Origin of the sequence: Pseudomonas sp. NFPP28 (genome assembly GCF_900115535.1) — a bacterium.
Taxonomy (GTDB): Bacteria; Pseudomonadota; Gammaproteobacteria; order Pseudomonadales; family Pseudomonadaceae; genus Aquipseudomonas; species Aquipseudomonas extremorientalis.
The window spans coordinates 168613-189646 of record NZ_FOWT01000011.1; the positions used below are offsets into that span (position 1 = coordinate 168613).

Annotated in this window: 19 protein-coding genes and 2 tRNA genes; 13 read left to right on the plus strand and 8 right to left on the minus strand. The window is 61.3% G+C overall.

Annotated features, from left to right (window positions below; translation table 11 throughout):
* Nucleotides 1-72 precede the first annotated feature (72 nt).
* The gene (locus BM110_RS26575) at nt 73-699 is read right to left on the minus strand and encodes an alanyl-tRNA editing protein (protein WP_093123064.1); all 627 of its coding nucleotides are present in this window, start codon (nt 697-699) and stop codon (nt 73-75) included.
* A gap of 89 nt (nt 700-788) precedes the next feature.
* Here BM110_RS26575 and BM110_RS26580 point away from each other — a divergent pair, with 89 nt between their 5' ends.
* Nucleotides 789-1733, plus strand: a complete 945-nt coding sequence (locus BM110_RS26580) for a LysR family transcriptional regulator (protein ID WP_092247960.1) — start codon at nt 789-791, stop codon at nt 1731-1733.
* Here the strand turns inward: BM110_RS26580 and BM110_RS26585 are convergent, their stop codons facing one another.
* The gene (locus tag BM110_RS26585; protein ID WP_010211653.1) at nt 1734-2141 is read right to left on the minus strand and encodes a PA2817 family protein; all 408 of its coding nucleotides are present in this window, start codon (nt 2139-2141) and stop codon (nt 1734-1736) included.
* 75 nt (nt 2142-2216) lie between these two features.
* A complete protein-coding gene (locus tag BM110_RS26590; RefSeq protein WP_093514443.1) occupies nt 2217-4664 on the minus strand; it encodes an acyl-CoA dehydrogenase in 2448 nt (815 codons plus the stop codon).
* 158 nt (nt 4665-4822) lie between these two features.
* Between BM110_RS26590 and BM110_RS26595 the strand changes: the two genes are divergently transcribed.
* The 4 genes from BM110_RS26595 (at nt 4823) to BM110_RS26610 (ending at nt 8000) form a co-directional block, all read left to right on the plus strand.
* A complete protein-coding gene (locus BM110_RS26595) occupies nt 4823-5482 on the plus strand; it encodes a transglutaminase-like domain-containing protein (RefSeq protein ID WP_093514444.1) in 660 nt (219 codons plus the stop codon).
* Between the two features lie 57 nt (nt 5483-5539).
* Nucleotides 5540-6157, plus strand: a complete 618-nt coding sequence (locus BM110_RS26600; protein ID WP_058427209.1) for a glutathione S-transferase family protein — start codon at nt 5540-5542, stop codon at nt 6155-6157.
* Between the two features lie 134 nt (nt 6158-6291).
* Entirely contained in the window at nt 6292-7224 is a 933-nt protein-coding gene (locus BM110_RS26605) for an ABC transporter ATP-binding protein (RefSeq protein WP_058427204.1), read from the plus strand.
* Entirely contained in the window at nt 7221-8000 is a 780-nt protein-coding gene (locus BM110_RS26610) for an ABC transporter permease (protein ID WP_025858807.1), read from the plus strand. Before BM110_RS26605 ends, BM110_RS26610 begins: the two co-directional genes overlap by 4 nt.
* 58 nt (nt 8001-8058) lie before the next feature.
* Here BM110_RS26610 and BM110_RS26615 read toward each other — a convergent pair whose 3' ends face one another.
* Nucleotides 8059-8598 (minus strand): TetR/AcrR family transcriptional regulator, encoded by a 540-nt coding sequence (locus BM110_RS26615; protein ID WP_092247969.1) that lies wholly within the window; start codon nt 8596-8598, stop codon nt 8059-8061.
* Nucleotides 8599-8689: 91 nt separating this feature from the next.
* On the opposite strand from BM110_RS26615, the gene BM110_RS26620 reads away from it, so the two are divergent.
* The 3 genes from BM110_RS26620 (at nt 8690) to BM110_RS26630 (ending at nt 13081) form a co-directional block, all read left to right on the plus strand.
* A complete protein-coding gene (locus tag BM110_RS26620) occupies nt 8690-9883 on the plus strand; it encodes an MFS transporter (RefSeq protein WP_093514445.1) in 1194 nt (397 codons plus the stop codon).
* 123 nt (nt 9884-10006) lie between these two features.
* Entirely contained in the window at nt 10007-11155 is a 1149-nt protein-coding gene (locus BM110_RS26625) for a TDT family transporter (RefSeq protein WP_093514446.1), read from the plus strand.
* 57 nt (nt 11156-11212) lie between these two features.
* Entirely contained in the window at nt 11213-13081 is a 1869-nt protein-coding gene (locus tag BM110_RS26630) for an MFS transporter (protein WP_092247978.1), read from the plus strand.
* A gap of 109 nt (nt 13082-13190) precedes the next feature.
* Here BM110_RS26630 and sugE read toward each other — a convergent pair whose 3' ends face one another.
* From sugE to rdgC, 3 genes are all read right to left on the minus strand, one after another.
* Entirely contained in the window at nt 13191-13505 is a 315-nt protein-coding gene (gene sugE / locus BM110_RS26635; protein WP_071492250.1) for a quaternary ammonium compound efflux SMR transporter SugE, read from the minus strand.
* Between the two features lie 106 nt (nt 13506-13611).
* On the minus strand, nt 13612-14577 hold the full coding sequence (locus BM110_RS26640; RefSeq protein ID WP_071492251.1) for a bile acid:sodium symporter family protein: 966 nt from the start codon (nt 14575-14577) through the stop codon (nt 13612-13614).
* A gap of 137 nt (nt 14578-14714) precedes the next feature.
* Nucleotides 14715-15635 carry a recombination-associated protein RdgC gene (rdgC, locus tag BM110_RS26645; RefSeq protein ID WP_012723141.1) on the minus strand — a complete coding sequence of 307 codons (921 nt, stop codon included), beginning with the start codon at nt 15633-15635 and terminating at the stop codon, nt 14715-14717.
* 159 nt (nt 15636-15794) lie between these two features.
* On the opposite strand from rdgC, the gene BM110_RS26650 reads away from it, so the two are divergent.
* The 5 genes from BM110_RS26650 (at nt 15795) to BM110_RS26670 (ending at nt 20897) form a co-directional block, all read left to right on the plus strand.
* A tRNA-Val gene (locus tag BM110_RS26650) sits at nt 15795-15870 on the plus strand.
* Between the two features lie 19 nt (nt 15871-15889).
* Nucleotides 15890-15966: transfer RNA gene (locus BM110_RS26655), tRNA-Asp, on the plus strand.
* A gap of 303 nt (nt 15967-16269) precedes the next feature.
* Nucleotides 16270-17853 carry a BCCT family transporter gene (locus tag BM110_RS26660; RefSeq protein WP_093514447.1) on the plus strand — a complete coding sequence of 528 codons (1584 nt, stop codon included), beginning with the start codon at nt 16270-16272 and terminating at the stop codon, nt 17851-17853.
* Nucleotides 17854-17880: 27 nt separating this feature from the next.
* Complete coding sequence (locus BM110_RS26665) at nt 17881-19887, plus strand: CocE/NonD family hydrolase (protein WP_093514448.1); 2007 nt, start codon at nt 17881-17883, stop codon at nt 19885-19887.
* An 83-nt stretch (nt 19888-19970) separates the two neighbouring features.
* Nucleotides 19971-20897, plus strand: coding sequence for a LysR substrate-binding domain-containing protein (locus tag BM110_RS26670; protein WP_058427309.1), 927 nt, complete (start codon nt 19971-19973; stop codon nt 20895-20897).
* Nucleotides 20898-20909: 12 nt separating this feature from the next.
* On the opposite strand, the gene BM110_RS29955 is transcribed toward BM110_RS26670, so the two are convergent.
* The gene (locus BM110_RS29955) at nt 20910-21032 is read right to left on the minus strand and encodes a hypothetical protein (RefSeq protein WP_256572963.1); all 123 of its coding nucleotides are present in this window, start codon (nt 21030-21032) and stop codon (nt 20910-20912) included.
* Nucleotides 21033-21034 lie beyond the last annotated feature (2 nt).

The following is a 21034-nucleotide window of genomic DNA, read 5'->3' on the forward strand; positions in this document are numbered from 1 at the left end:
ACAAGCCGATTTTCTGTGGTGAGCGGGCTTGCCACAACAGGCCCGCTCGCCACAAGGGTGAATGCGGCTGGTTCAGGTGATTTCGTAGCGTACCGACAACGCGCCCTTTTTCTCCGATAACGCCAGGATGGTGACCCGACCCAGTTCACCCAAGGTCTGCACATGAGTACCCCCACAGGCATACGCAGGCAACTGGCCAAAGCCGACCTGGCGGGTACCGTCTTCCAGGTTCATATGGCGCGGGTAGTCCGCGGCGATCCATTGGTTGACCTGTTGCTGGATCGTCTCGGCGTCCATGCTCTGCGCGGCTTCACCACGGATAAAGGTGATCTTGCCTTCGCCTGGCCAGTGATGAGCCTTGATGGGCATCCAGCCCAGGGTCTCGCCCACGTTGCCGATCAAGTGCCCGGCGGAATGCAGACGGGTGTGCAACGCCCGGCGCTGTTCATCGACCCGTGCGGTGGCGGGGCCCGGCGCCAGCGGGCGGTCGACGTAATGCACCACATGATCGGCTTCCTGGGTCACGCGCAGCACGCTGCTTTCACCGAGCCAACCGGTATCGAAAGGTTGCCCGCCGCCCTGTGGATGAAAAATCGTCGACTGCAGGATCACCGCGAACTGGTCTTCGTGGGGCGTGCAACTCAGCACCTCCAGTTCGGCAGTCAGGTGGTCGTGGGTGAAAAACAGGCGTTCGGTCATGATCTACATCCGCATCAGGGTTCTGCGGGCAGTATAAATAGTGCGCAGATGGGTGATAATCCGCTCAATTATCAATGGACCTGTGCACCATGAGCATCAATCTACCGTTGCCACTGCTGGGCGAGATGGCGATCTTCGTCAAAGTGGTGGAAACCGGCAGCTTCTCCGAAGCCGCCCGGCAACTGGGCGCTTCGCCGTCCTCGGTGAGCCGCAGCATCTCGCGCCTGGAAAAGGCCCTGGCCACGCGTTTGTTGCAACGCACCACGCGCAAATTGCGTCTGAGCGAGGGCGGGGAAGAGGTGTTCAAGCGTTGCCAGGAGATGGTCAACGCGGCGCGTTCGGTGATGGAGATCAGCGGCCAGTTCACCCACGAAGCTGAAGGGCTGGTGCGGGTCAGCGTGCCCAAGGCGGTGGGGCGGTTTGTGGTGCACCCGCATATGCCGGAGTTCCTGCGGCGCTATCCCAAGGTCGACGTGCAGTTGCTCCTGGAGGATCGGCAGGTGGACATGATTGATGACAATGTCGACCTGAGCATCCGCATCACCGACAGCCCGCCGCCGGGGTTGGTTGGCCGGCAGTTACTGCCCATCGAGCATTTGTTGTGCGCGACGCCGCAGTACCTGGCCGAGCATGGAGTGCCGGGCCATCCCCATGATCTGTTGGAACACAGCTGTATCTACCTGGGGGAAACGCCAGGGGACTCGCGCTGGAAATTCCGCCAGGCGGGCAAGGCGGTGACGGTGGTGGTGCGCGGGCGGTATGCGGCGAACCACACCGGGGTGCGGTTGGATGCGGTGTTGCAGCATGTGGGGATTGGCAGCCTGCCGTACTTTACGGCGCGCCATGCGCTGGAGGAGGGGCGTTTGGTGCAGGTGTTGCCGGCGTGGGACTTTATCGCGTCCTATCATGGCGAGGCGTGGTTGCTGCATTCGCCCACGCGCTATCTTCCGCCGAAGTTGCGGGTGTTTATTGATTATCTAGTGGAGTGCATGGCGAAGGAGCCGACATTGCGACGGCCCATTCCGGATCGCTGATCAGTGCTTGCTTTGGTCGTCGGGCATGGCCAGCAGCTGTTTTTCCTGGTTCCAGTCGAACGGTTCGTCGTTCTGTTCGGCTTCGAAGCGGCGCTCTTCCAGGGCCTGGTACAGGTCCAGTTCTTCATCGGGCATGAAGTGCAGGCAGTCACCGCCAAAGAACCACAGCAGGTCGCGTGGCACCAGGTGGGCGATCTGTGGGTAGCGCAGGATGACCTGGCTCATCAGGTCCTGGCCCAGGTACTGGCTTTCGATCGGGTCGATTGGCAGCAGGGCGCGCAGTTCGTCGAAGCGCTCCAGGAACAGGGAATGGCTTTCCTCGGGCACCTGTTCGGCTTCGCCGACGGCAACCAGGATGCTGCGCAAGTGGTCGAGCAAGACGAGATGATCGGCAACGACGTTGGACACGAGATAAGTCCTCTAAAGCAAAAACGGGCGCGAGAGTATATGCCCCTCGCGCCCGTTTTTATATGACCACTCGACTCAGCGGACTTTACCCTCAGCCTGGGTCAACTCTTCCTTGCTGAAGTCATCCACGTCGATCACCTTGCGCCGCGCTGCTTCAGCGTCACGCAGGGTCTGCGCTTCGGCGGGTTGCAGCACGCCGGCGTGCAATGCCGCATCAATGGCATGCTCGCCGGCAGCAGGTCTGATCTGGCCGCTCTTGAGCGCGGTGTGCAGTTTCTTTTGCAGCGGATGGCTGGCGCCCAGCAGGTCGTAGGCATGTTGCAGGGCACCCACCGGGTCTTCCGCCGATTGCGGGCGGTAGCAGCCGGCCAGCAACTCTTCCAGGGTCGGATCGCCTTTGGCGCGGCCGATCACCGCGGCCACTTCGGCGTCCAGCGCATCGGACGGCCCGGTATGGCGACGCCCGAACGGGAACACGATCACCCGCAGCAGGCAGCCCAGCACCTTGTTCGGGAAGTTGCTCAGCAGCTCATCCAGTGCGCGCTCCGATTCGCCCAGACTTTCTTCCATGGCCCAGGCGAACAGCGGTTCCAGGTGATCCGGCGAATCCAGGTCGTGGTAACGCTTCAGTGCGGCCGACGCCAGGTACATATGACTCAACACATCACCCAGGCGCGCCGACAGGCGTTCACGACGCTTCAACTCGCCACCCAGCAGCATCATGCTCAGGTCGGCCAGCAGTGCGAACGCGGCGGCCTGGCGGTTGAGTGCGCGGAAATAACCCTGGCTCAAACGGTTGCCTGGCGCTTTTTCGAAATGGCCGACGCCGAGGTTGAGCACCAGGGTGCTGGCGGCGTTGCTCACGGCAAAACCGATGTGTTGCATCAGCAGGCCGTCGAATTCCTTCAGCGCCTGGTCATGGTCTTCGCGACCGGCCAGGGCCATTTCCTTGAGCACGAATGGGTGGCAGCGGATCGCGCCCTGGCCGAAGATCATCAGGTTGCGCGACAGAATATTCGCGCCTTCCACGGTGATGAAGATCGGCGCGCCTTGCCAGTTGCGGCCCAGGTAGTTGTTCGGGCCCATGATGATGCCCTTGCCGCCGTGCACGTCCATGGCGTGGCTGATGCACTCGCGGCCGCGCTCGGTGAGGTGGTACTTGAGGATCGCCGACAGTACCGACGGTTTTTCCCCCAGGTCCACCGCATTGGCGGTCAGCATGCGCGCGCTGTCCATCAGCCAGGCGTTGCCGCCGATGCGGGCGAGGGCTTCCTGGATACCTTCGAAGGCCGACAGTGGCACGTTGAATTGTTCGCGCACCTGGGCGTACTGGCCGGTCACCAGGCTGGTGAACTTGGCCGCGCCGGTGCCGACCGCCGGCAGGGAAATCGAACGACCCACGGAGAGGCAGTTCATCAACATCATCCAGCCCTTGCCGAGCATTTCCTGGCCGCCGATCAGGAACTCCAGGGGTATGAACACGTCCTTGCCGGAGTTGGGACCGTTCATGAACGCGGCGCCCAGGGGCAGGTGGCGCCGGCCGATTTCCACGCCTGGGGTGTCAGTGGGGATCAGCGCCAGGCTGATGCCCAGGTCTTCCTCGTCACCCAGCAGGTGATCCGGGTCATGGGCCTTGAAGGCCAGCCCGAGCAAGGTCGCAACCGGGCCAAGGGTGATGTAGCGTTTTTCCCAGTTCAGGCGCAGGCCGAGGGTTTCCTTGCCTTCCCATTCACCTTTGCAGATCACGCCGGTGTCGGGCATCGCGCCAGCATCGGAGCCGGCCAGCGGGCCAGTCAACGCGAAGCACGGGATATCATCGCCACGCGCCAGGCGCGGCAGGTAGTAGTTGCGTTGTTCTTCGGTGCCATAGTGCAACAGCAGCTCGGCCGGGCCGAGGGAGTTGGGCACCATCACGGTGGAGGCCAGGTCGCCGCTGCGGGTGGCGAGCTTCATTGCGACCTGGGAGTGGGCATAGGCGGAGAATCCCTTGCCACCGTATTCCTTGGGAATGATCAAGGCGAAGAAACCGTGGGTCTTGATGTGTTCCCAGGCGGCGGGCGGCAGGTCCATGGCCTGGCCGATTTCCCAGTCGCTGACCATGGCGCACAGTTCTTCGGTGGGGCCGTCGATGAAGGCCTGTTCTTCTTCGGTCAGTCGGGCCTTGGGATAGGCCAGCAACTTGTCCCAGTCGGGGCGACCGCTGAACAGCTCGCCGTCCCACCACACAGTGCCGGCGTCGATGGCGTCGCGCTCGGTCTCGGACATCGGCGGCAGGACTTTCTGGAACCAATTGAACAGTGGCTTGGTGAAGTATTGGCGGCGCAGGTCAGGCAACAGCAGGGGCGCGGCCACCACGGCGATCAGCACCCAGAAGACCAGCAGCAGCCAACCCGGTGCGTGGCCCCAGGCGCCCATCGCCAGCAGGTAGACGGCGACCACGCCCAGGGCGGGCAGGGGGGCGACGCGGCGGTGTGCGAGGTAGGCAATGCCGACCACCAGCACCAGTATCCACAACAACAGCATATTCAATCCTCCGTGAAACCAGGGGCGAAACCACCAGGGAGCTTAGTCGGCATCCGAACAAGCGGGGTGATCAGGGTGTAACGAGATTTGGCCGATTCGTCGTTATCTCCCCGGCAGACCTGTGGTTAGACTCCAGGCTTCCTTCGGAGATAAAGCTCATGGATACGTACCTGAGTCCCAGCCGCTTCATCGATAGTGACCACCCTGCGGTGGTGGAGTTCGCCGAAAAACATCGCGGAACCCACGCGGCTCCAAGTGACCAGGCAGTCAGCCTTTACTACGCCGTGCGTGAGGCGATTCGCTACAACCCCTACACCTTCAGCCGTGATCCAGACACCTTGAGTGCCAGCTTCGCGTTGAGCACCGGCGAAAGCTATTGCGTGCCCAAGGCCACCTTGCTCGCAGCTTGCGCCCGACACTGCGGCATCCCGGCGCGCATCGGCCTGGCGGATGTACGCAATCACCTGTCGACACCGCGCCTGATCGCCTTGCTCAAGAGTGATGTGTTCGCCATGCACGGTTACACCGAGCTTTACCTGAACCATCGCTGGGTCAAGGCCACGCCCGCATTCAACCAGCAGCTGTGCGATCTCTTCGATGTGCCGCCGCTGGACTTCGATGGAATTCACGACAGCGTCTTCCATGCGTTCAACCGCCAGGGCCTGCGCTCGATGGAGTATGTGGTCGACCATGGGCAATTTCCCGACGTGCCCGAGGCGTTTTTCTTCGCGCATATCCAGCAGTGTTACCCCCACCTGTTTGCCGAGGAAATGCCGCCCCTGCTGGGTGATATGCAGAGCGATTTGAGCCGCGCGTGAACCGGCGTATGCTGCTGCCTTCATCAAGCCATGTTCATCAACAATAAAGGCGCGGTCATGCTGAAGATCTGGGGTCGTAAAAATTCATCAAACGTCAGGAAGGCACTGTGGTGCGCCGAGGAACTCGGCCTGGACTATGAAGCAATTGATGCGGGCGGGGCTTTTGGCGTGGTCGACACGCCGCAGTACCGCGCGCTGAACCCCAACGGTCGGGTGCCGATGATCGAGGACGGCGACTTTGTGCTGTGGGAGTCCAACACCATCGTGCGCTACCTCTGCGCCAGGCAGGCCTCCAGCTGGTACCCGAGCGACCTGAAGGCTCGCGCCAATGCGGAAAAGTGGATGGACTGGACCACCTCCACCTTCGCCGAACCGTTCAAGATCGTGTTCTGGGGCGTGTTGCGCACCCCGGCGGAAAAACAGAACTGGGACAACATCCACGCCGGTCGCCAGGCCTGCATCGATGTACTCCAAACCGTTGATCAAGCCCTGGCCACACAGCCGTATCTGTCGGGCAACGAGATCGGCATGGGCGATATTCCGTTGGGCAGCTTTATTTACGCCTGGTTTGAAATGCCTATCGAACGGCCTGCGATGCCCCATCTCGAGGCATGGTACCAGCGCCTGCAGCAACGCCCGGCCTACCGCAAAGCGGTCATGACCGCGTTGACTTAATACCCACTATTAATACGGGTGACTGTACTTGTGCGGCGCGGACAAGCACCATGCTTGTCATGCGCCGCCGTTGAACTACCTGGGCTGCGCCCCCATCTACTCTTTCTATTCCCTTCTTTGGTGCGTATTCCGATATGAGTTCCGCTCTGTCCATCCGGCAGCTAACCAAAACCTACGGCAACGGTTTCCAGGCCCTGAGTGGTATCGATCTGGACGTTGCCGAAGGTGACTTCTTCGCCTTGCTCGGCCCCAACGGTGCCGGCAAATCCACCACCATCGGTATCCTCTCCACCCTGGTCAACAAGACCAGCGGCACGGTGAATATCTTCGGCCACGACCTGGACAAATCCCCGGCGGCGCTCAAGCGCTCCATCGGCGTGGTGCCCCAGGAATTCAACTTCAACCAGTTCGAAAAGACCTTCGATATCGTGGTGACCCAGGCGGGCTACTACGGCATCCCGGCGAAAATCGCCAAGGAACGCGCCGAGCAGTACCTGACCCAACTGGGCCTGTGGGACAAGCGCGATGTGCCTTCGCGTTCACTTTCCGGTGGCATGAAGCGTCGCCTGATGATCGCCCGCGCACTGGTGCATGAACCGCGCCTGCTGATCCTCGATGAGCCCACCGCGGGCGTGGACATCGAGCTGCGCCGCTCGATGTGGACCTTCCTCACCGAGCTGAACGAGAAGGGCATCACCATCATCCTCACCACCCATTACCTGGAAGAGGCTGAGCAACTGTGCCGCAACATTGGCATCATCGACCACGGCACCATCGTCGAGAACACCAGCATGCGCAACCTGCTGGGCCAGTTGCATGTGGAGACCTTCTTGCTTGACCTGAAGAACAACCTGTCGGTGGCGCCACAGTTGCTCGGCTACCCGAGCCGCCTGGTGGACAGCCACACCCTGGAAGTGCAGGTGGACAAGGCCGTGGGCATCACCGCGTTGTTCACGCAGTTGGCGACCCAGAACATCGAAGTACTGAGCCTGCGGAATAAAACCAATCGCCTTGAGGAGCTGTTCGTGTCCCTGGTGGAGAAAAATCTGACGAAGGTGGCGGTATGAGTTCCGAACTGCAACCCAACCTTGTCGCACTGCAAACCATCGTCTACCGCGAAGTGAAGCGCTTTACCCGGATCTGGCCGCAGACCCTGCTGCCGCCGGCGATCACTATGGTCCTGTACTTCGTGATCTTCGGGAACCTGATCGGCCGGCAGATCGGCGACATGGGTGGCTTCACCTACATGGAGTACATCGTGCCGGGCCTGATCATGATGTCGGTGATCACCAACTCCTACGGCAACGTGGTCTCGAGTTTCTTCGGCAGCAAGTTCCAGCGTTCCATCGAGGAACTGATGGTGTCGCCGGTGTCGCCCCATACCATCCTGATCGGCTACACCCTGGGCGGTGTGCTGCGGGGCCTGATGGTCGGCGTGATCGTGACTTTGCTGTCGCTGTTCTTCACCCACCTGCAGGTGCATCACCTTGGGGTCACCATCCTGGTGGTGGTACTGACGGCGACGATCTTCTCGCTGCTGGGCTTCATCAACGCGGTGTTTGCGCGCAACTTCGATGATATCTCGATCATCCCGACCTTCGTGCTCACGCCGCTGACCTACCTGGGCGGGGTGTTCTACTCCATCACCTTGCTGCCGCCGTTCTGGCAGACCGTGTCGCTGGCCAACCCGGTGCTGCACATGGTCAACGCCTTCCGCTACGGCATTTTGGGTGTGTCGGATATCAAGATCAGCGTGGCGATCACGTTCATGTTGATTGCCACCGTGGTGCTGTATATCGGTTGTGCACGGTTGCTGGTGAGTGGGCGCGGGATGCGTACGTAAACGCGGTCAAAAATGTGGGAGGGGGTTTGCCCCCTCCCACATTTGTATTTGAGTAATGTCAGGCTTTCAGTGCCAGTTCGATCAGCCCGTGCAGCTCTTCAACCGTCAGCGGCGCGTTCGAGAACAGAATGCGAAACACCGTCGGCGCTGCGATCAGGTTGATCAGATGGTCCACGTTCGGTGGCATCTCGTCCGGATAGCGCTCGATAATCGCCTGGAACTGCCCGCTCAGAATGCTCACGCAGTACCCCGGCGTGATCAAGCACTGCAAGTCGCGCATCATGTTGCGACCCGGTTCCGAACTCATTTCATCCAGGTACTGCTCGGCCCAGGCCTGCAGGTCGCCGCGCAGGCTGCCGGTGTTGGCCGGCTCGCTGTCGGGGCGCATGCGTGCCAGTGCCACGTCCGCCAACAGCACGGACAGATCGCCCCAGCGTCGGTAGATGGTGGAGGGCGTAACCCCCGCGCGCGCCGCAATCATCGGCACGGTGACGCTGGAGCGCTCATGGGTTTCCAGCAGTTCGCGCACCGCGTTGTGCACTGATTCTTGGACCCGGGCACTGCGGCCCCCCGGGCGAAGGCCTTCTTTAATCGCCATGCTGGTGACCTTAACACAAAGAATTTGCTTTAAGCGCTGGCCGGTAGCACACTCTGCAAAAGCAAAATATTAGCTTTAGCGGAGCGTGCGTATGTCCAGTCCTGTTTCCCATCGTTCCAGCCTGGTGTTCCTCGCGATCACCTTGCTGACCTTCCTGGCCGCTTCGAGTGCGCCGACGCCGTTGTATCACCTGTATCAGGAGGGCCTGCATTTTTCGGCAGGCATGCTCACGCTGATCTTCGGGGTCTACGCCCTGAGCCTGCTGGCGGCACTGCTGACCGTTGGCTCATTGTCGGACCACCTGGGGCGCAAGCCGGTGATTTTTGCTGCGCTGCTTCTGAATATGTTGGCGATGTTGCTGTTTATCAATGAAGGCAGCGTGACCTGGTTGATTGCCGCCCGTACCCTGCAAGGGTTTGCCACCGGCATGGCCACCGCCGTGCTGGGCGCGGCATTGCTCGACACCGACCGCCAGCAGGGCCCGCTGGTCAACAGCGTGGCGCCGCTTCTGGGCATGGCCTGCGGGGCGATGGGTAGCAGTCTGCTGGTGGAGTACGCGCCGTTGCCGACCCAGTTGATCTACTGGGCGCTGCTGGCCTTGATGCTGTTGCAGGCCCTCTACGTATGGCGTTTGCCGGAGACCGTGAGCCGCATCCCCGGCGCGCTGGCGTCGCTGCGCCCGACGTTGCACGTACCGCCCCAGGCGCGCCGGGCATTGTGGCTGTCGTTGCCGGTGGATATCGCCGTCTGGGCAATGGGCGGGTTCTACCTGTCCCTTGCGCCATCGCTGGTGCGTGCGGCCACCGGCTCCACTTCCAACCTGATCGGTGGCGGCCTGGTGGCCGTGCTGACCCTGAGCGGCGCACTGATGATCTTTACCCTGCGCAATCGTGCGGCCGACAAGGTGCTGCGTCTGGGCGCCGGCTTGCTCGCCATCGGCGTGACGCTGATCCTCACCGCCGTGCACAGCGCCAGCCTGGCACTGTTCTTCATCGCTACCCTGATCGCCGGCAGCGGCTTTGGTGCGGGTTTTCTCGGCGCCTTGCGCAGTGTGGTGCCACTGGCCTTGCCCCATGAACGTGCGGGGCTGATGTCGGCGTTTTATGTGCTCAGCTACCTGGCGTTCTGTTTGCCTTCATTGCTGGCAGGCAACCTGATTCGCAGCTTTGGCCTGATCGCCACCACCGACGGCTACGGCGCGGTCCTCATCCTGCTGGCGCTCGGCGCACTCGTCGCATTGTTGTGGCAGGATTCAGCGCGGGTGCGGGTGACCACGGACAGCTGACGGTAATGGTTACTGCGCATATATTGGTAAAACAGATAACAGTTAGAGATATTACCCGTTATATAGATATTCGATCAGGTTCTATGATGGCCTCAACCTCATACGAGAAAGAGGCACGCCATCATGCCCTGCACGAATACCCTCAGCTACAAACCCTTCAGTCACTTGGCCCGTCCACGGGAAGTGATTCGCCAGTTCACCCCCAACTGGTTTGCCGCGACCATGGGCACCGGCGTACTGGCGCTGGCTCTGGCGCAACTGCCGGTCAACCTGCCAGGTTTGCACGCCATCGCCGAAGCGCTGTGGTTGTTCACCATCGGCCTGTTCGTGTTGTTCAGCGTGCTGTATGCGGCCCGTTGGGTAATGTTCTTCCACGAGGCGCGGCGGATTTTCGGGCACTCCACGGTGTCGATGTTCTTCGGCACGATTCCCATGGGCCTTGCGACGATTCTCAATGGTTTGCTGCTGTTCGGCTTGCCGCGTTGGGGCAGCGACGTGATACCGCTGGCCGAGGCCTTGTGGTGGCTGGACGTGGCCATGGCCATGGCCTGTGGCGTACTCATCCCGTTCATGATGTTTACCCGCCAGGAACACAGCATCGACCAGATGACCGCCGTGTGGCTGCTGCCCGTGGTTGCCGCCGAAGTCGCTGCCGCCAGCGGTGGCCTGCTGGCGCCGCACTTGGCAGATGCGCATTCGCAACTGGTGATGCTGGTGACCAGCTACGTGCTGTGGGCGTTTTCGCTGCCGGTGGCGTTCAGCATCCTGACCATCCTGATGCTGCGCATGGCCTTGCATAAACTGCCCCATGCCAATATGGCCGCGTCGAGTTGGCTGGCCCTGGGGCCCATCGGCACCGGTGCGCTGGGCATGCTGCTGCTGGGGGGCGATGCGCCGGCGATCTTCGCGGCCAACGGCTTGCCGGGCGTGGGTGAAATGGCCAACGGCCTGGGGCTGGTGGCCGGTATTACCCTGTGGGGCTTCGGCCTGTGGTGGATGCTGATCGCAGTGTTGATCACCCTGCGTTATCTGCGCGCAGGCATCCCGTTCAACCTGGGCTGGTGGGGCTTCACCTTTCCGTTGGGGGTGTACGCGCTGGCCACGTTGAAGTTGGCGAGCCTGTTGCACCTGGGTTTCTTCAGCGTCTTCGGCAGTGTGCTGGTGATGGCGCTGGCGCTGATGTGGCTGATCGTCGCCAAGCGCACGGTGCAGGGTGCCTATAAAGGTGAGCTTTTTGTTTCGCCGTGCATTGCGGGACTAGGGAATAAGTAAGCGGAGTTAGGTAAAGTCGTGGCCTGATAACTATTAGGCCACGCAGGAACACGGACGATGAGCCACCCCTCGCAATTCACCTTGCTGCGCACACGGCGTTTCCTGCCGTTTTTCATCACCCAGTTGCTGGGCGCGTTCAACGACAACATCTTCAAGCAATCGCTGATCCTCGCCATTCTCTACAAGCTCACCATCGACGGCGACCGTTCCATCTGGGTCAACCTTTGCGCCTTGCTGTTTATCCTGCCGTTCTTCCTGTTCTCGGCGCTGGCCGGGCAGTTTGGCGAGAAATTCAACAAGGATGCGTTGATCCGCGCGATCAAGATCGGCGAGATCGTGATCATGGCCGTGGGCGCCACCGGTTTCCTGTTCAATCACCTGGAATTGATGCTGCTGGCACTGTTTGCCATGGGGACCCACTCGGCGCTGTTCGGGCCGGTGAAGTACTCGATCATGCCCCAGGCCCTGCATGAAGATGAGCTGGTGGGCGGCAACGGCCTGGTGGAAATGGGCACGTTCCTGGCGATCCTGGCCGGCACCATTGGCGCCGGGATCATGATGTCGTCCACCCATTATGCGCCGGTGGTGGCAGCGGCGATTGTCGGCGTGGCGGTGTTGGGTTACCTGGCCAGTCGCAGTATTCCCCGGGCGGCGGCGTCGACCCCGGGGTTGCGCCTGAACTGGAACATTTTCAGCGAATCCTGGGCCACCCTGCGCCTGGGCCTGGGGCAGACGCCGGCCGTTTCGCGTTCCATTGTCGGCAACTCGTGGTTCTGGTTTATCGGTGCGATCTACCTGACGCAGATCCCGGCCTACGCCAAGGAATGGTTGTACGGCGACGAGACCGTGGTGACGCTGATCCTGACGGTGTTCTCTGTCGGCATCGCACTGGGCTCGATGCTTTGCGAAAAGCTTTCCGGGCGCAAGGTGGAAATCGGCCTGGTGCCGTTCGGTTCATTCGGCCTGACGGTGTTCGGCCTGTTGCTGTGGTGGCACTCCGGCGGCTTCCCGCAGAACGTGCAGGCCAACGACTGGCTCGCCGTGCTCAGCTACGGCCAGGCCTGGTGGGTGTTGTTCGATATCCTCGGTTTGGGCGTGTTCGGCGGCTTCTATATCGTGCCGCTGTATGCGCTGATCCAGTCGCGCACCGCCGAGAACGAACGCGCGCGCGTCATCGCGGCCAACAACATTCTCAATGCGCTGTTCATGGTGGTTTCGGCAATCGTGTCGATCCTGCTGCTCAGCGTGGCCAAGCTGTCGATTCCCGAGCTGTTCCTGGTGGTGTCGTTGCTCAACATCGCGGTCAACGCCTACATCTTCAAGATCGTCCCCGAGTTCACCATGCGTTTCATGATCTGGCTGCTCAGTCATTCCATGTACCGTGTGGAGCATCGCAACCTGGAGGCGATTCCGGATGAAGGCGCGGCGTTGCTGGTGTGCAACCATGTGTCGTTCGTCGATGCGCTGTTGATTGGCGGCGCGGTGCGTCGGCCGATTCGCTTTGTCATGTACTACAAGATCTACCGCTTGCCGGTGCTCAACTTTATCTTTCGTACCGCCGGGGCGATTCCGATTGCGGGGCGTCACGAAGATATCCAGATCTACGAAAAGGCCTTCACGCGGATTGCGCAGTACCTGAAGGAAGGGGAATTGGTGTGCATCTTCCCGGAGGGCAAGTTGACGGCCGATGGCGAGATGAACGAATTCCGCGGTGGCGTGACGCGCATCCTGGAAGAGACGGTGGTGCCGGTGATTCCGATGGCGTTGCAGGGGTTGTGGGGGAGTTTTTTCAGCCGCGATCCGAACAAGGGCTTCTTTCATCGGATCTGGTCGCGAGTGGTGTTGGTGGCGGGGGAGCCGGTGGAGGGGCCGACGCCTGCGAGGTTGCAGGAAGTGGTAGGCGGGTTGCGGGGGAGTGTCAGGTAGTTTTGGTTTTGGCTGTACCGGCCCTATCGGGGGCAAGCCCCCTCCCACCTTTGATGTGTGAACACAGTCAACATGTGGGAGGGGGCTTGCCCCCGATTGCGGTAGTGGCTCAGGTGCTGAGCTTGAGGCCGATAAGCCCGCAGATGATCAACGCCACACTGGCCAAGCGGAACAACGCCATGGACTCACCAAACAGGATAATCCCCGCAATCACAGTGCCCACGGCACCCACACCGGTCCAGATCGCATAGGCGGTGCCCAGCGGCAGTTCCTTCATGGCCAGCCCTAGTAGGCCGAGGCTGATGGCCATGGCGGCAATCGTCAGGGCGGTGGGCAACGGCTTGCTGAAACCGTCGGTGTACTTCAGGCCGACGGCCCAGCCGACTTCGAACAACCCGGCAAAGAACAGAATGATCCAGGACATGGTGATTCCCCTTCTATAGATGGGGTCGTCCCCGGATTCTGCGCTATGGAGCGTCGCAGGGTCGTCCCCGCGAAGCTCGGTAGAGTGCCGAAAAGTGCCCGGCTGATCAAGTTTGCGGCGTGTTCTCCAGCACGCGACGGTCTTCCTTTTCGCTCATGCGGCGGAAGTAGGTCGACAGCAACGCCCCGGAAATATTGTGCCAGACGCTGAACAGTGCACTGGGCACGGCCGCCAACGGCGAAAAATGCGCACTGGCCAGCGCGGCGCCCAGCCCGGAGTTCTGCATGCCCACTTCCAGCGCCAGCGACTTGCGCTGTGCCAACGGCAACTTGAACACACGGCCGGTGAAGTAACCCAGCAGGTAACCGAAGCTGTTGTGCAGCATCACCACCGCCATGATCAGCAGGCCCGACTCGGCGATCTTCGCCTGGCTGGCGGCAACCACCGCCGCGACGATGATCACGATGCTCACCACCGACACCAGTGGCAGCACGTCGACCGCATGGCGGACCCTCTCACCGAGCACGCGTTGCGCCAGTACGCCGAGCACGATCGGCAGCAGCACCACTTGCAGGATCGACCAGAACAACTCCATGAACGACACCGGCAGCCAGGCCGACGCCAGCAGCCAGATCAATGCTGGCGTCAGCAGTGGGGCGAGGAGGGTGGTGACGGCGGCGATGGCCACCGACAACGCCAGGTCGCCACGGGCCAGCCAGGTCATTACGTTGGACGATGTGCCGCTTGGGCAGCAACCGACGAGGATCACGCCGACGGCAATTTCCGGTGGCAGGTGGAAGGCCTGGCACAGCAGCCATGCCACACCCGGCATGATCACAAAGTGCGCGACCACGCCCAGGGCGACGCGCCAGGGATGGCGGGCGACCTCGGCGAAGTCATCGAGTTTGAGGGTCAGCCCCATGCCGAACATCACCAGGCCCAGCAGAGGGACGATGGCGCTTTTCAGGCCGATGAACCAACCAGGTTCGAGGAAAGCGACGACGGCGAAAATCAACACCCAATAGGCGAAGGTATTGCCGACGAAGCGGCTCAAGGCGGCGAGAGCGCGCATGGGATGTCCTTTTTTGTTGGATTCGATGAAATGTGGGAGGGGGCTTGCCCCGATTGCAGTCTGTCAGTCATAGGTGTTTTAACTGACAGAATGCTATCGGGGGCAAGCCCCCTCCCACATTTTGAATTTCACACGGTTTAGATACCCTGCGGGGTCTCTTCACCACCCAGTGCTTCAACCAGCGCCGGCAGGAAGTCGCCGAACGTCAGCATCATCAGGGTAAAGCTTGCGTCCAGCTGGCCCAGGGCTTCTTCACCGCCGTCCTGTTCCGCCTGGTCTTGCAGCAGGTCTTCGAACTTCAGGCGCTTGACAGTCATCTTGTCGTCGAGCATGAAGGACAGCTTGTCCTGCCAGGCCAGGGACAGTTGGGTCACGACTTTGCCGGTGGTCAGGTGCAGCTGGATCTCTTCGCTAGTCAGGTCCTGGCGCTTGCAGCGCACGATGCCGCCGTCTTCGTGGGTGTCGCGCAGTTCGCACTCGTCGAGGACGAAGAAGTCATCGGCCGGCTTCTGGGTGGTGACCCAGTCGGTCATGATCGCCGTCGGTGCTGTCTTCACGGTCAGCGGACGCACCGGCAGGGTGCCGATCACTTCACGCAGGGTCGACAGCAGGTCTTCGGCGCGTTTCGGGCTGGCGGAGTTGACCAGGATCAGGCCCTGCTTTGGCGCGATGGCGGCGAAGGTCGACGAACGACGGATGAAGGCGCGGGGCAGGAAGGCCTGGATGATTTCATCCTTGATCTGGTCGCGTTCCTTCTTGTAGACCTTGCGCATTTGCTCGGCCTCGATCTCTTCGACTTTCTCTTTAAGTGCGTCACGCACCACGCTGCCCGGCAGGATACGTTCTTCCTTGCGCGCGGCGATCAGCAGGAAGTCGCCGCTGACGTGAACCAGGGGAGCGTCTTCACCTTTACCAAACGGCGCGACGAAACCGTAAGTGGTCAACTCCTGGCTGGCACAAGGGCGCGCCAGCTTGGTGGCCATGGCCGCTTCCAACGCCTCGGCATCAACAGGCAGATCTTGGGTCAGGCGATAGATAAGCAGGTTCTTGAACCACATGGGGTGAGTCTCTCCTTTATACAAAGGGGGGCATTATTCTCTTGATAACGTCCCAGGCCAACCCTGCCTAAGCCATTGGAAGCTATCAAAAAAAAGATTTAAGAAAGTGCTTGCCAGACTTAAGGTCGCTCCGTAGAATGCGCGCCACACCGAAACGAAGGGTGATTAGCTCAGCTGGGAGAGCGTCTGCCTTACAAGCAGAATGTCGGCGGTTCGATCCCGTCATCACCCACCATTCGCTTCATGTGTTACGCGCAGCGGTAGTTCAGTCGGTTAGAATACCGGCCTGTCACGCCGGGGGTCGCGGGTTCGAGTCCCGTCCGCTGCGCCATATTCGGTCACCTGGAACACTGAACGCCAGGTCACCCCAGGAAGCCCGCTCATTGAGCGGGCTTTTTTTCGTCCGCGATTTGACCTCCCTTGCCTTGACGTTGTGCACTGCCTATTCGCCCTGAACTGTGCTGGTGCGTCATGACGTGAGGGAATACCCCCATGCACATTGGTCGATTGCGTCCCTTGCGGCTTAAACGTTTATCTATAGCCACGCGAAGACTTCCAGGCGAGTCATCGGCAGCAGGAGGCTGCGGTGCCCGCTCTCCAACATAAAAATAGTCTGCAAGGGGAATGGCTCTAGATGAAATATCCACTGCGTCCGTTGGTGTTCTGGCCAACTTTCCTGATCCTGCTGGCGGCGGTGATCGCCAGCTACATTGATCTGAATGCGTTCCTGGCGATCAGCAAACAGCTCAACAACCTGATCCTCAAAAACTTTTCCTGGCTGTTCAGCGCCGGCTCGTTTGCCATGGTGGTGCTGACCGCCATCGTCTACTTCTCCGCGCTGGGCAAGGTGCGTATCGGCGGTGAAGATGCGCAGCCTTTGCTGAGCAAATGGCGCTGGTTCATGGTGGCGTTGTGCACCACGCTGGCGGTGGGTGTGCTGTTCTGGACCACCGCCGAACCGCTCTACCACTTGTACGGCCCACCCACCAGCCTGCCGATTGAGCCCGGCAGCGCGGCGGCGAAGAGCTTTGCCATGTCGACGATGTTCCTGCACTGGACCATCACGCCCTACGCGATCTACCTGGTGCCCTCGCTGGTGTTTGCCCTGGTGTTCTACAACCGCCGCAGCCGTTTCTCCATCGGCGCCATGCTTGAGCCGTTGCTCGGCGAAGTGCGTGTTCGGCGCTATGCCGGGCTGATCGACACCCTGGCGATGTTCGCCCTGGTCGCCGGTATGGCCTCGTCCCTGGGCACAGGCGCGCTGACCCTGGCCGGTGGCCTGGCCCAATACATCGGCGGTGAAACCACGCCGTTCCGCCTGGCCATCATCATTGCAATCATCGTCATCACCTTTGTCGCCTCGGCCGCCAGTGGCTTGCAAAAAGGCATTGTGATGCTGTCTTCGTTCAATACCTGGATCATGCTGGCCCTGGGACTGTTCGTGCTGTTGTGCGGGCCGACCTTGTACATGTTCAGCCTCGGCGTCGAATCCCTCGGCGTCTACCTCGACACCTTCTTCAGCCGCAGCCTGTTCACCGGTGCTGCCAGTGGCGACACCTGGCCGCACAGTTGGACGGTGTTCTACTGGTCGGTGTGGTTTGCCTGGGCGCCGGTGAGCGCGCTGTTCCTCGGCAAGATCGGCCGTGGCTATACCGTGCGCGAGTTCATCCACATCAACATGCTCTACCCGGCGTTGTTCACGGCGGTGTGGATCTGCATCTTCTCCGGCACCAGCCTGTATTTCGATGCGCTGGGCGACGGCAGCCTCAACCGTGTGCTCAACGAACAGGGCGTGGAACACGTGCTGTACCAGATGTTCCAGCAACTGCCAGCCAGCGGCCTGATGATCGCGTTCCTGCTGTTCGTGGCGTTCATCTCCTTTGTGACCGCGGCAGACTCCAGCACCGACGTGATTGCCAACCTGTGCAGCAAGGGCGTGACTGCCGATTCCGACCTCGACGGCAACCCACTGTTGAAGATTGTCTGGGGCCTGATCATCGGGACGGTGTCGTGGGTGATGGTCGCGTTTGTCGGGGTGGACGGGGTGAAGATGCTCTCTAACCTCGGCGGTTTGCCGGGCATGATCCTGGTGTTGCTGGCCAGTACCTCGCTGATCTTCTGGTTGAAAAACCCCGCCTTGCTGGACGTGAAACGCCTTCAGCGGACACCTGAAACGGAACTGCGTGGCGCCAGCCCTGTGCCCGATTTCGCCCGCTGATCGACTGAACTGCTGTTGGAGTTACTGATGGAAATCGTTACTGAATTTGCTTACACCGTGCGCGAAATCGAGCACTGCCTGATCCCCTTGAGGGACGGCACCCAACTGGCCGCACGCATCTGGCTGCCGGAAGTCGCCGACCCGCAGACCTTCCCGGCGATCCTGGAATACCTGCCATATCGCAAGCGCGATGGCACCGCCGTGCGTGATGCGTTGACCCACCCGTGGATGGCGGGGCAGGGCTATGTGTGTGTACGCGTCGATATGCGCGGCAATGGTGAGTCCCAGGGCCTGATGGCCGATGAATATCTGTTGCAGGAACAGGAAGACGCCCTTGAAGTGATCGATTGGCTGTGCCGGCAGCCTTGGTGCGATGGCAACGTCGGCATGATGGGCATCTCCTGGGGCGGCTTCAACGGCCTGCAAGTCGCGGCACGCCAACCCGAGGCGCTGAAGGCGATCATCACGCTGTGTTCCACCGATGACCGCTTTGCCGACGACATCCACTACAAGGGCGGCAACCTGCTGATGGAGAACTTCGGTTGGGCCGCCACCATGCTCAACTTCAGCGCGGCGGTGCCCGATCCGCTGTTGGTCGAGGACTGGAAAAGCCTCTGGCACCAACGCCTGGACGCCATGCCGTTGCTCGCCGAAACCTGGCTGCAGCACCAGACCCGCGATGACTACTGGCGCCATGGCTCGGTGTGCGAGGGCTATGCGCAAATCAAGGCTGCGGTGTATGCGGTGGGCGGCTGGGGCGATGCCTACCGCAATACCGTGTCGCGCCTGATGGAAAACCTGCCGGGGCCGAAGAAGGCCATGCTCGGCCCGTGGATTCATAAATACCCGCATTTCGCGGTGCCCAATCCGGCCATCGGCTTTCTGCAGGAGGCCAAGCGTTGGTGGGATCACTGGCTCAAAGGTGTGGATAACGGCGTGATGGATGACGCGGCGTGCACCTTTTACCTACAGGATATTCTGCCGCCGAAGGGCAGTTATGCCGAACGGCCGGGCGTCTGGGTACAGACCGCCGGCTGGCCGGACCCTCAGGTGCAATGGACCGATTTCAGCCTGGGCGAACATGGCCTGAATCCTGGAGCACAGCCTTTGGTCACGACGCGCAGCATTTGCTCGCCGCTGACCACGGGCCTGCACCAGGGCGAATACTGCGCCATCTGGTTTGGCCCGGACGGCCCGACGGATCAGCGCCGTGATGACGCCCACTCGCTGTGCTTCGATTCCCAACCGCTGACCGAGCCATTGGCGTTGCTGGGCGATGCTCGCCTCAAGCTGCGCCTGGCGAGTGACACGGCCTGCGGCCAATTGGTCGCCCGGCTGAATGCCGTGGCACCGGACGGGCAGGTGACGCAGATCAGTTATGGCGTGCTTAATCTCACGCTGCGTGAAGACTTCTCCCGCGTAACACCTGTAGTCCCGGATGAACCGATGGATGTGCATCTAAACCTCGATCACATCGGCATGCGCCTGCCGGCCGGTTACCGTCTGCGCCTGGCCCTGAGCACTGCGAGCTTCCCCTTGCTGTGGCCGAGTCGCGAGCTCACGACGTTGACCTTGCTGCCGGCCCTGCAAAGCCTGCAACTGCCGGTGTTCATCGGTGCGGCGGTGGACTGCCCGTTCGAGGCGCCGCAATCGGCGACGCCGGTGGCGATGGAAGTCCTACGCGCCGCTGCGCCGAAACGCACCCTGATCGAAGATGTGGGCAGTGGCGAAGTCTGCGTGAAGATCGAAGACGACCTGGGCGCGGTACGGTTTACCGATCACGGCTTGTCGGTGGACCAGCGTTGCACCGAGCAATATCGCACCTTGCCTTGGGACCCGCTGTCGACGCGGGCGGATATCGAATGGCACTACCGCGTCGGCCGTGACCAGTGGACCGTGGAGGTGGAAAGCCATTTGAGCGTGCACGCCGATGCCGAGTGGTTCTACATCGAAGCGGAGCAGACCGCCTGGGAACAGGGCCAGTTGGAACATCGTCGGCAATGGAGCAAGCGCGTGGCGAGGGTCGCGCTGTAAGCGGGCAACTGGCAGGATGCTTGCCATCGTGATCGCTGCGGGCCTGGGGCAACTCGGGCTCGCCATTGCCAATGGAACTGTTCATGTCGCGCCGAAACGTCGATCTTCCACCGCTCAACTGCTTGCAGACGTTCGAAGCGGCTGCCCGCCATTTGAGCTTTACCCAGGCCGCCCATGAACTGAACCTGACCCAGAGCGCGGTCAGCCGTCAGGTCAAGCGCCTTGAAGAGGACCTGGCCCGCCCGCTGTTTTATCGACTGGCCCAGGGCCTGAGCCTGACGCCCGCCGGTGTGCGTTACTTCCGTACCATCCAGCGTCTGTTGCGCGAGCTCGATCGCGAGTCCGCCGAGTTGCGTCGGCGTGGCGCCGACCGCCAGTTGACCCTGGCCAGCACCCCCACCATCAGTACGATCTGGCTCGCCGGCCTGTTACCGCAATTCCAGCGCGAACACCCGGACCTGGACATTCGCATCCTGTGCAGCGAAAGCCCCAGCCATCTGGACGTCAGTGAATATGACCTGGGCCTGTTCTATCACCTGGATGAACTGGCCGCGCCCCATGGCCTCGAGCTCTCGCCGGTGTTCGACAGCGAGCAGGTCATCACCGTGTGCAGCCCGGTCTACCTCGAACACCACGGCCCGATTCGCGATATACACCATTTGCTGCATGCCCACACCTTGCTGATCGTGGAGGACCACTACCACGATTGGCTGACCTGGGCCGATTGGTTCACCGATGCCGGTGCCGACTATTACACCCCGCGCCACGCGTTGCGGACCAACAGCTATCAACTGCTGATGCAGTCGGCGGTGATGGGCCACGGCGTCGCACTGGGCTGGAAGAGTCTGCTGGAAGACGATCTGGCGTCCGGGCGCCTGCAAATGGCCTTGCCTCATACCATGCACAGCCGGGGCCGCCTGCATCTGATGCAACCCCACCACCGCAACCCGCCGTCGGCTGCGCGCAGTTTTCGTCAATGGTTACTGGCCAAGGCTGCCGAGGTCGAGTGATTTGGCTGAAGGTCAACGTTGGCCGGTTTTTTTCTTGCGGGTCTGACGCGTCGCCAAGTGCTCGAAACAAAAAGACGCGGTGCCGAACACTGCAATCAGGGTGAGTACGAGCATGCCGAGGGTTGAGCTTTCCACGG

Bases quoted from the DNA above. Each gene is read 5' to 3' on its own strand.
- BM110_RS26575 (WP_093123064.1), bottom strand. From the start codon at position 699: ATGACCGAACGCCTGTTTTTCACCCACGACCACCTGACTGCCGAACTG.
- BM110_RS26580 (WP_092247960.1), top strand. From the start codon at position 789: ATGAGCATCAATCTACCGTTGCCACTGCTGGGCGAGATGGCGATCTTC.
- BM110_RS26590 (WP_093514443.1), bottom strand. From the start codon at position 4,664: ATGCTGTTGTTGTGGATACTGGTGCTGGTGGTCGGCATTGCCTACCTC.
- BM110_RS26595 (WP_093514444.1), top strand. From the start codon at position 4,823: ATGGATACGTACCTGAGTCCCAGCCGCTTCATCGATAGTGACCACCCT.
- BM110_RS26600 (WP_058427209.1), top strand. From the start codon at position 5,540: ATGCTGAAGATCTGGGGTCGTAAAAATTCATCAAACGTCAGGAAGGCA.
- BM110_RS26605 (WP_058427204.1), top strand. From the start codon at position 6,292: ATGAGTTCCGCTCTGTCCATCCGGCAGCTAACCAAAACCTACGGCAAC.
- BM110_RS26610 (WP_025858807.1), top strand. From the start codon at position 7,221: ATGAGTTCCGAACTGCAACCCAACCTTGTCGCACTGCAAACCATCGTC.
- BM110_RS26615 (WP_092247969.1), bottom strand. From the start codon at position 8,598: ATGGCGATTAAAGAAGGCCTTCGCCCGGGGGGCCGCAGTGCCCGGGTC.
- BM110_RS26620 (WP_093514445.1), top strand. From the start codon at position 8,690: ATGTCCAGTCCTGTTTCCCATCGTTCCAGCCTGGTGTTCCTCGCGATC.
- BM110_RS26625 (WP_093514446.1), top strand. From the start codon at position 10,007: ATGCCCTGCACGAATACCCTCAGCTACAAACCCTTCAGTCACTTGGCC.
- BM110_RS26630 (WP_092247978.1), top strand. From the start codon at position 11,213: ATGAGCCACCCCTCGCAATTCACCTTGCTGCGCACACGGCGTTTCCTG.
- sugE (WP_071492250.1), bottom strand. From the start codon at position 13,505: ATGTCCTGGATCATTCTGTTCTTTGCCGGGTTGTTCGAAGTCGGCTGG.
- BM110_RS26640 (WP_071492251.1), bottom strand. From the start codon at position 14,577: ATGCGCGCTCTCGCCGCCTTGAGCCGCTTCGTCGGCAATACCTTCGCC.
- rdgC (WP_012723141.1), bottom strand. From the start codon at position 15,635: ATGTGGTTCAAGAACCTGCTTATCTATCGCCTGACCCAAGATCTGCCT.
- BM110_RS26660 (WP_093514447.1), top strand. From the start codon at position 16,270: ATGAAATATCCACTGCGTCCGTTGGTGTTCTGGCCAACTTTCCTGATC.
- BM110_RS26665 (WP_093514448.1), top strand. From the start codon at position 17,881: ATGGAAATCGTTACTGAATTTGCTTACACCGTGCGCGAAATCGAGCAC.
- BM110_RS26670 (WP_058427309.1), top strand. From the start codon at position 19,971: ATGTCGCGCCGAAACGTCGATCTTCCACCGCTCAACTGCTTGCAGACG.